Raw genomic sequence first — 6,739 nt, forward strand, 5'->3', positions numbered from 1 at the left:
TGTGAAGATAATGAGCACGATCGTCCCGTTACCACTAACTAGCACTGTAGGATAAGGGTGAGAAGACCTGTACCCCAAGTCGGCTATGATAGTATCTCGTTACTCACGATGTTTTCGATTCATCCTGTTGATGGCGCTAGGCTGGTTATTCAGTGCAGTGAGTTGGATGGTTATACCATCAATTGCCCCAGCTACCAGCCCAACCCAGACCCAGCAACCTGTTCCTCAATCTGCATCCCAACTTACTGATGCCCCAGTGTTGCTTAGTCAAGCACTCTCAGTTGACGATGCTGGAGTTCGCTATTACCAGTCAGGGCAATTTAGCCAATCGATTCATTTATGGGAAACAGCATTATCCCAAACAGCTAACGTCGAGGATCGCATCACGTTACACACTAACTTGGCAAAAGCCTATCAACAGATAGGGAGCCTAGAACAAGCTATCAGGCATTGGGATCAGGTACTAGCCTTAGTTGGCACAGATAATAGTCAACACCAAGGGGCGGTCTTAACAGAACAAGCTCAGATTTACAATCAACTGGGGCAACACCGTCGTGCGATCGACCTCTTGACCCGTGTCACGCAACTGCCCGTAGCTGACCCTCGAATAACAGCCGCTGTGCAAGGTGGCCTAGGCAATGCCTACTGGGCACTGGGTGACTATACGTCGGCCCTAGCAGCCTACCAGCTTAGCCTCACCCATGCCCGCCGTTCTGGAGATTCCTTGTTGCTAACTAGCGCCTTGAATAATCTGGGTAACCTATACGCTCGGCAGTCAGTGCGCTATCGGGAACAGATGATAGCGGCCCAGACTGAGGGCGAGCAAGAAGAGGCTGTGCAACTGGCTCAGCAAGCCCAAAACAGTCGAGATGCTGCGCTGGCTGCCTATCAAGAAAGCCTGAATCGGGCGGACATGCCTGCCACAGAAATTGCTATCCTGCTTAACCTTAATGACCTGCTGGCCCAAACTGAGCAGCCAGACTGGCGAACTATTCAGCGTCAGCGCGATCGCATTCTCCAGCTACTAGCGACGCAACCAGACTCTCGCGACAAAGCCTACACCTTGGTTAAGCTTGCGGTTTATCCTCTGGGTAGCGATACCATTACCCAGCGTCGTCAATGGCTAGACCAAGCACGCGCTGTTGCCCGAGCCATTGGCGATCGTCGGGCTGAGTCCTTTGCTCTGGGTGCTCTGGGACAGTTGTTAGAAACAACCGACCCCACCACAGCCATGGGCTGGACGAGGGAAGCTCTCTTCGCTGCCCAAGCGGTAAATGCTCTCGACAGTCTATATCGTTGGCAGTGGCAGATGGGACGGTTACTCAAGGCTAGGGGTGATGTGGATGGGGCGATCGCTGCCTATGAACAAGCTGTAGCTACCCTCCAGAGCATTCGCACTGATATTCTTGCCACCAATCGTGACCTTCAGTTCAACTTCCGAGATGCCGTTGAGCCAGTCTATCGAGAACTAATTGATCTGCTGCTGAGTCGCCGCGATCGCTCACTAGCTGCCGCTAGCAAACAACAGGTAACCGCTAGTAATCCTCAGTTAAAAGTTGACGAACAACAAGCCCTGCAAAAAGCCCTGGATGTCTTAGAACTACTCAAACTCGCAGAACTCGCCAACTTTTTTGGTGATGACTGCGTGCAAGTAGCTCAGGCGCAATCAGCCACTAGTGGGATCCCATCAGATACTGCCGTGGTTTACTCTGTGATTTTGCCGCAATACACTGAAATCATTACCCGCTTGCCCGATGGGTCGCTGATGGAATACCAAGTGCCGATCGCTGCTAACATCCTAGTCAACACGGTTGGCAACCTGCGAACCTTGCTAGAAAAGCGCTCAACGGAGGAATATTTACCAGCAGCGCAACAACTCTATGACCTGTTGATGCGTCCCCTAGAGCCAGCTCTTCGGCAGGCATCGGTAAAGACCTTAGTGCTGATCAACGATGGTGTGCTGCGCAAGATACCCATTGCGGCTCTCCATGATGGACAGCAGTTTTTGATTCAAAAAGTAGCGATCGCAACAGCTCCTAGCCTCAGCCTCGTAAACTTGGGCAGCACAGACCTGCAAAACCGCAAAGCGTTAATTCTAGGCTTGACCGAGGCCCGCCCTCCCTTTGCCGCTCTCCCCAACGTTACCCAAGAGTCTAAAACGGTGCAGTCTATCTTGAATGGCACTGTTCTCCTTGACCAAGAGTTCACGCTCCCTCGCCTAGAGCAAGAGTTGAACCAAGCCAATTACGCTGTCATCCACATTGCTACCCATGGCAAGTTTGGGGTGGATAATGAGAGTACCTTTCTCTTGGGTTACGACCAACGCATCACTATTGATCAATTGGAGACCCTACTGCGGCGACGCAAGGGTCGATCGCCCGTAGAATTACTTACCCTCAGCGCTTGCCAAACTGCTACCGGAGACAACCGCTCTGCCCTAGGTATTGCTGGGGTTGCCGTTCGAGCCGGAGTGCGCAGCGCTATTGCTACCCTCTGGGCCATTAATGACGAATCTACAGTGCCCCTCATCGAAGAGTTCTATCGTCAACTGCGCCAGCCAGGCATTACTAAGGCAGAAGCTCTCCGAGCGGCCCAACTTGCCATGCTGAACGACCTAGACTGGGGACATCCTGCTGTTTGGTCACCCTTTATCCTCATCGGTAACTGGCTTTAGTCATCCATTTCACCTGCATGGTAAGAGCTACGGACAAGGGGGCCAGAGCGAACTTGCGTGAAACCGAGGTCACGGGCGATCGCTCCTAGGCGATCAAAGTCCTCCGGTGTCCAATAGCGCTGCACGGGCAAGTGCGCTAGAGAGGGACGCAGGTACTGTCCCAAGGTGAGACGATCGCAACCCACCGCCCGCAAATCCTGCATGGTTTGGATAACCTCTGCCTCTGTTTCTCCCAAGCCCAACATTAAACCAGATTTGGTAGGTATGCCTGGCGCTAGCTCCTTAACTGTCCGGAGAAGTAACAAAGAGCGATCGTACTTAGCTCCCCGGCGCACAGGGTCTTGCAACCGCGCCACAGTCTCTAGATTGTGGTTATAGCAGGCAGGCTGGGCAGCAACAACCGTTGCAATCCGTTGGCGCTGTTGGATTTCTGGAGCCACCCTGTGACCCTCAGCATCGTAAGATCGTCCTCCCCAAAAATCTGCCGTCAACACCTCTATCTGGGTATTGGGATTAAGCTGCCGAATAGCCACCATTGTAGCCGCAAACCAACTCGCCCCCTGATCAGGCAAGTCATCTCGGGCCACCGAAGTCAAGACAACATAGCGTAACCCCAACAACTGCACTGATTCTGCCACCTTATAGGGTTCATTGGGATCCAACGGCATTGGTGCATGTCCCTTATCCACCTGACAAAAACTACAAGCACGAGTGCAAGTCGGCCCCATCAGCAGAAATGTAGCCGTTTTCTGGGCATAGCACTCCCCCCGATTAGGACAGCGTCCCTCCTCACAGATGGTATGAATTTGACGTTGCTTGATGATCTGCTGTACGGTTGAAATATCATTAGCGTTGCCGATCGGTCGGCGCAGCCAAGTTGGCAGGGGTGCAAGGTTAGGATGCTGGCCAGATGGGTACCCTAAGAGCAGATCGTGCGATCGGCGAGAATCGTGCCTGACGTTTGCCATGAAACCTATATAGCAATAGAACAGAAGTCAGGTAATTACACTACACTATACATGGTGGCAATTGCCAGTGTCGCCCATCATGAGAGTGCATCAGTAATCAGGGGTAACGATTAGGAGTAGGCAAAGAAAAAATATCGTTCTAAAAGCCGAAGAGAATTGTAAGATTTTTAGTACCAGGCATCTCCAGAGGAGCTTAGTTGTGTCAGCCCACAAGATCTTAGTTATTGACGATAGCAAAGTAATCCGGAACACAGTGCGAGACATGTTGCCTAAGGGTAACTTTGAAGTCCTAGAGGCCAAGGATGGCATCGAAGGGCTTAACCTGATTCGTCAAGAGCATCCGAACCTGATTATGTTAGACTTCTTGCTACCGAAGATGAGTGGCTGGGAGGTCTATCAGCAGATTCAAGCCCAGAGCGACCTACAACGCATTCCCCTTGTCTTGATGTCAGGGCGCAAGGAAGAAGTCACTGAAAAGATTCCAGAGCCGTTTAGTCGTTTTGCCTTTATTGAAAAGCCCTTTGAGCAGAAAGACTTAGTAGATGCCATTAAAACGGCAATGGACATTGCTCGTAAGATGCCCGCCCCTGTATTGTCAGCGGAGCCATCGGCGGTTAGCAGTGCTGGCTCTGAGGAATTCGAGGCATTGAAAGCTAAAGTGAATGAGCTACAGTCTGAAGTGGAAGACTTGAAGAAAAAACTAGCTCAAGTTGTTACGATCATTAAGCAAAAGCTGAAGTAGCGATCGTTAGTGTGCCTTGTGGGAGCTGACAAGCATTAGTGAGCACAGGCATGGTGCCAGTTGGCCGACTTAGGCAGAGGATGAAGCAAGTGTCCGATGGCATACAGAACACTGTAAGGCCTCTGTAGTTTAGAATCGCAGGTCTAAAATCGCAAATCTGAAATCCAAAACAGCATGAATCATCTCCATGGCTAGTTCGTTGCTCTATGACGAGGATTATTTCGTAGTACTAGAGCCTAATCAGGCAGAGCAGATTGTCACGGCTGCTGAGTTGTTGGCAAAGCTGACTTCGTTACTGACCAATGGTATTGGAGACTTGCCTAGCGATGTGCAGCGATTTGCTACGGTTGACGAGCAAGCAAAGTATCTCCTAGCTACCAGTTGTGAGTTGCCCTTAGCACCGGGTCAGGTGCTGCAATGGTACGCTGTCAGGCTAGAAAAGTGAACTGCCGATAGCTCATATCAACTAGTGCATCTGGTAAGCATCCACCCCACCTTAGAAATGGGGATTGATCCAACGCCAGAGATATGAGTAACTGAGCAGTGGAGTCCATTACTAGCTAGTTATGACTGGATCATCGCCTCCTTCAGTGGTTGCTGAGACGATCGCTCGCTTACGCACCCTGAGCCAACTTGATATTCGGAATCAGTGGCGAGTTTGTGAGCACGATTTACCCGTGGCCGAAGGGTGTAATCCAGCACACTGGCAAAATTGGCCGATCGCCCTCTTGAACGAAAACGGTTACATTGTGTGGGAGAGGGGGCATCGAATTCGCTGGCTCTGTCAGCAAATCACCGTACCTCATGATTTACATGGCTATGCTCTAGAAGGGATGGTACTGCGCCTAGCCCTTACGGTGTGGACAGATCCTACCCATGTATTTGTCAATGGTCAACTAGTGCAGGAATGTGACCTGTTTGATCACTCTCCTCGCATTCTGTTGTCGGAGCGGGTGACACCGGGGGACACGATCGCCGTTGCACTGCGTGCGGTTAGCCCTGGTCACGATAACGGTGCCCTGATGAAGTCCCTCTGCCTTTATGAAACACCCCAACGGGATGCTGCCTACTCAGGTAAGGAAAACAATCACATCCGTGAACCGAGTTTTCTAGCCGATGAATTGGCGGCACTAGAGATATTTTTGACCACTTTAGCCCCAGAGCAGTTGCCACTGCTAGAGCAGGCCATGGGCGCAATCGCTTGGGATGCAGTTCACGATCCTCCCCGCTTTCAGCAATCCATTCATCACCTTTACCAGACATTACAGCCCCTTGCAGATTGGATCCAGCAGCGACAAATTTGCCTGTTGGGGCATTCCCACTTGGACTTAGTGTGGCTGTGGACATGGGCTGAAACCTGTGACGTGGCTGAACGCATGTTCAAATCAGTACTGAGCTTGCAACAAGACTATGCTGACCTCGTATTCTGCCACTCTAGCCCCGCCCTCTATGCCTGGGTAGAAGACCATCGTCCAGCCCTGTTTGCTGCCATTCAAACCCAAATTCAAGCCGGACGCTGGGAAGCTCTAGGAGGCATGTGGGTTGAGCCAGAACTGAATCTGTTGCATGGCGAATCCTTAGTGCGACAAGTGTTGTATGGGCAGCGGTACGTGCAATCACGGTTTGGCAGGCTCGATCGCATTGCTTGGCTGCCAGATAGTTTTGGCTTTTGCTGGCAATTGCCCCAAATTCTCAGCCAGGGAGGTATTAAGTATCTGGTGACTCAAAAGCTGACTTGGAACGATCGCACCAAATTTCCCTATGCAGCCTTTTGGTGGCAAGCTCCTGATGGCAGTCGAGTGTTCACAGTCATGTCATCAACGGTAGGGGAAGGCATCGATCCCATCAAAATGGCGACCTATGCTAGTCAATGGGAAAAAGCCACGAACATTCCTCATGCCTTATGGTTATTTGGCGTAGGGGATCACGGCGGTGGCCCCACCCGTGACATGCTGGAGGTAGCTGAGCGCTGGCGACGATCGTCCCTATTCCCTAAGTTGACTAGCTCGACTGCCCTAGACTACTTGCAGTCTATTTGTCAGCCATCTTCTTGTCAGCCATCTTCTGCTGACCCCAATGCTGCGGCCTTTCCCACTTGGGCAGACGAACTTTACCTAGAGTGCCATCGCGGCAGCTACACCACCCATGGGGATCAAAAGCGCTGGAACCGTCGCTGTGAAGCGCTACTCTATCAAGCAGAGTTATGGTCATCGCTGATGACGATCGCCACTAATGCTCCCTATCCCCACGCAGCACTCGATCACTGTTGGCGCACCCTGCTGTTCAACCAGTTCCACGATATTCTTCCAGGGTCATCAATTCCAGAGGTGTTTGTGGAAGCTAATGCAGCCTGGC

At 51.6% G+C, this 6,739-nt stretch carries 5 protein-coding genes; 4 read left to right on the forward strand and 1 reads right to left on the reverse strand.

Annotated features, from left to right (window positions below; translation table 11 throughout):
• Positions 1–166: 166 nt before the first annotated feature.
• The gene (locus NZ772_04835) at positions 167–2,674 is read left to right on the forward strand and encodes a CHAT domain-containing protein (GenBank protein MCS6812885.1); all 2,508 of its coding nucleotides are present in this window, start codon (positions 167–169) and stop codon (positions 2,672–2,674) included.
• Here the strand turns inward: NZ772_04835 and lipA are convergent.
• Entirely contained in the window at positions 2,671–3,642 is a 972-nt protein-coding gene (lipA, locus tag NZ772_04840; GenBank protein MCS6812886.1) for a lipoyl synthase, read from the reverse strand. The genes NZ772_04835 and lipA overlap by 4 nt on opposite strands.
• A gap of 199 nt (positions 3,643–3,841) precedes the next feature.
• Here lipA and NZ772_04845 point away from each other — a divergent pair, with 199 nt between their 5' ends.
• The 3 genes from NZ772_04845 to NZ772_04855 form a co-directional block, all read left to right on the forward strand.
• Positions 3,842–4,384, forward strand: coding sequence for a response regulator (locus NZ772_04845; protein MCS6812887.1), 543 nt, complete (start codon positions 3,842–3,844; stop codon positions 4,382–4,384).
• A 187-nt stretch (positions 4,385–4,571) separates the two neighbouring features.
• The gene (locus tag NZ772_04850) at positions 4,572–4,829 is read left to right on the forward strand and encodes a chlororespiratory reduction protein 7 (protein ID MCS6812888.1); all 258 of its coding nucleotides are present in this window, start codon (positions 4,572–4,574) and stop codon (positions 4,827–4,829) included.
• 121 nt (positions 4,830–4,950) lie between these two features.
• Positions 4,951–6,739, forward strand: a 1,789-nt coding sequence (locus tag NZ772_04855) for an alpha-mannosidase (GenBank protein ID MCS6812889.1), incomplete at its 3' end; no start/stop codon positions are given.

This window comes from Cyanobacteriota bacterium, from assembly GCA_025054735.1.
Classification (GTDB): Bacteria; Cyanobacteriota; Cyanobacteriia; order SKYG9; family SKYG9; genus SKYG9.

Bases quoted from the DNA above. Each gene is read 5' to 3' on its own strand.
- NZ772_04850 (MCS6812888.1), top strand. From the start codon at position 4,572: ATGGCTAGTTCGTTGCTCTATGACGAGGATTATTTCGTAGTACTAGAG.
- NZ772_04835 (MCS6812885.1), top strand. From the start codon at position 167: ATGGTTATACCATCAATTGCCCCAGCTACCAGCCCAACCCAGACCCAG.
- lipA (MCS6812886.1), bottom strand. From the start codon at position 3,642: ATGGCAAACGTCAGGCACGATTCTCGCCGATCGCACGATCTGCTCTTA.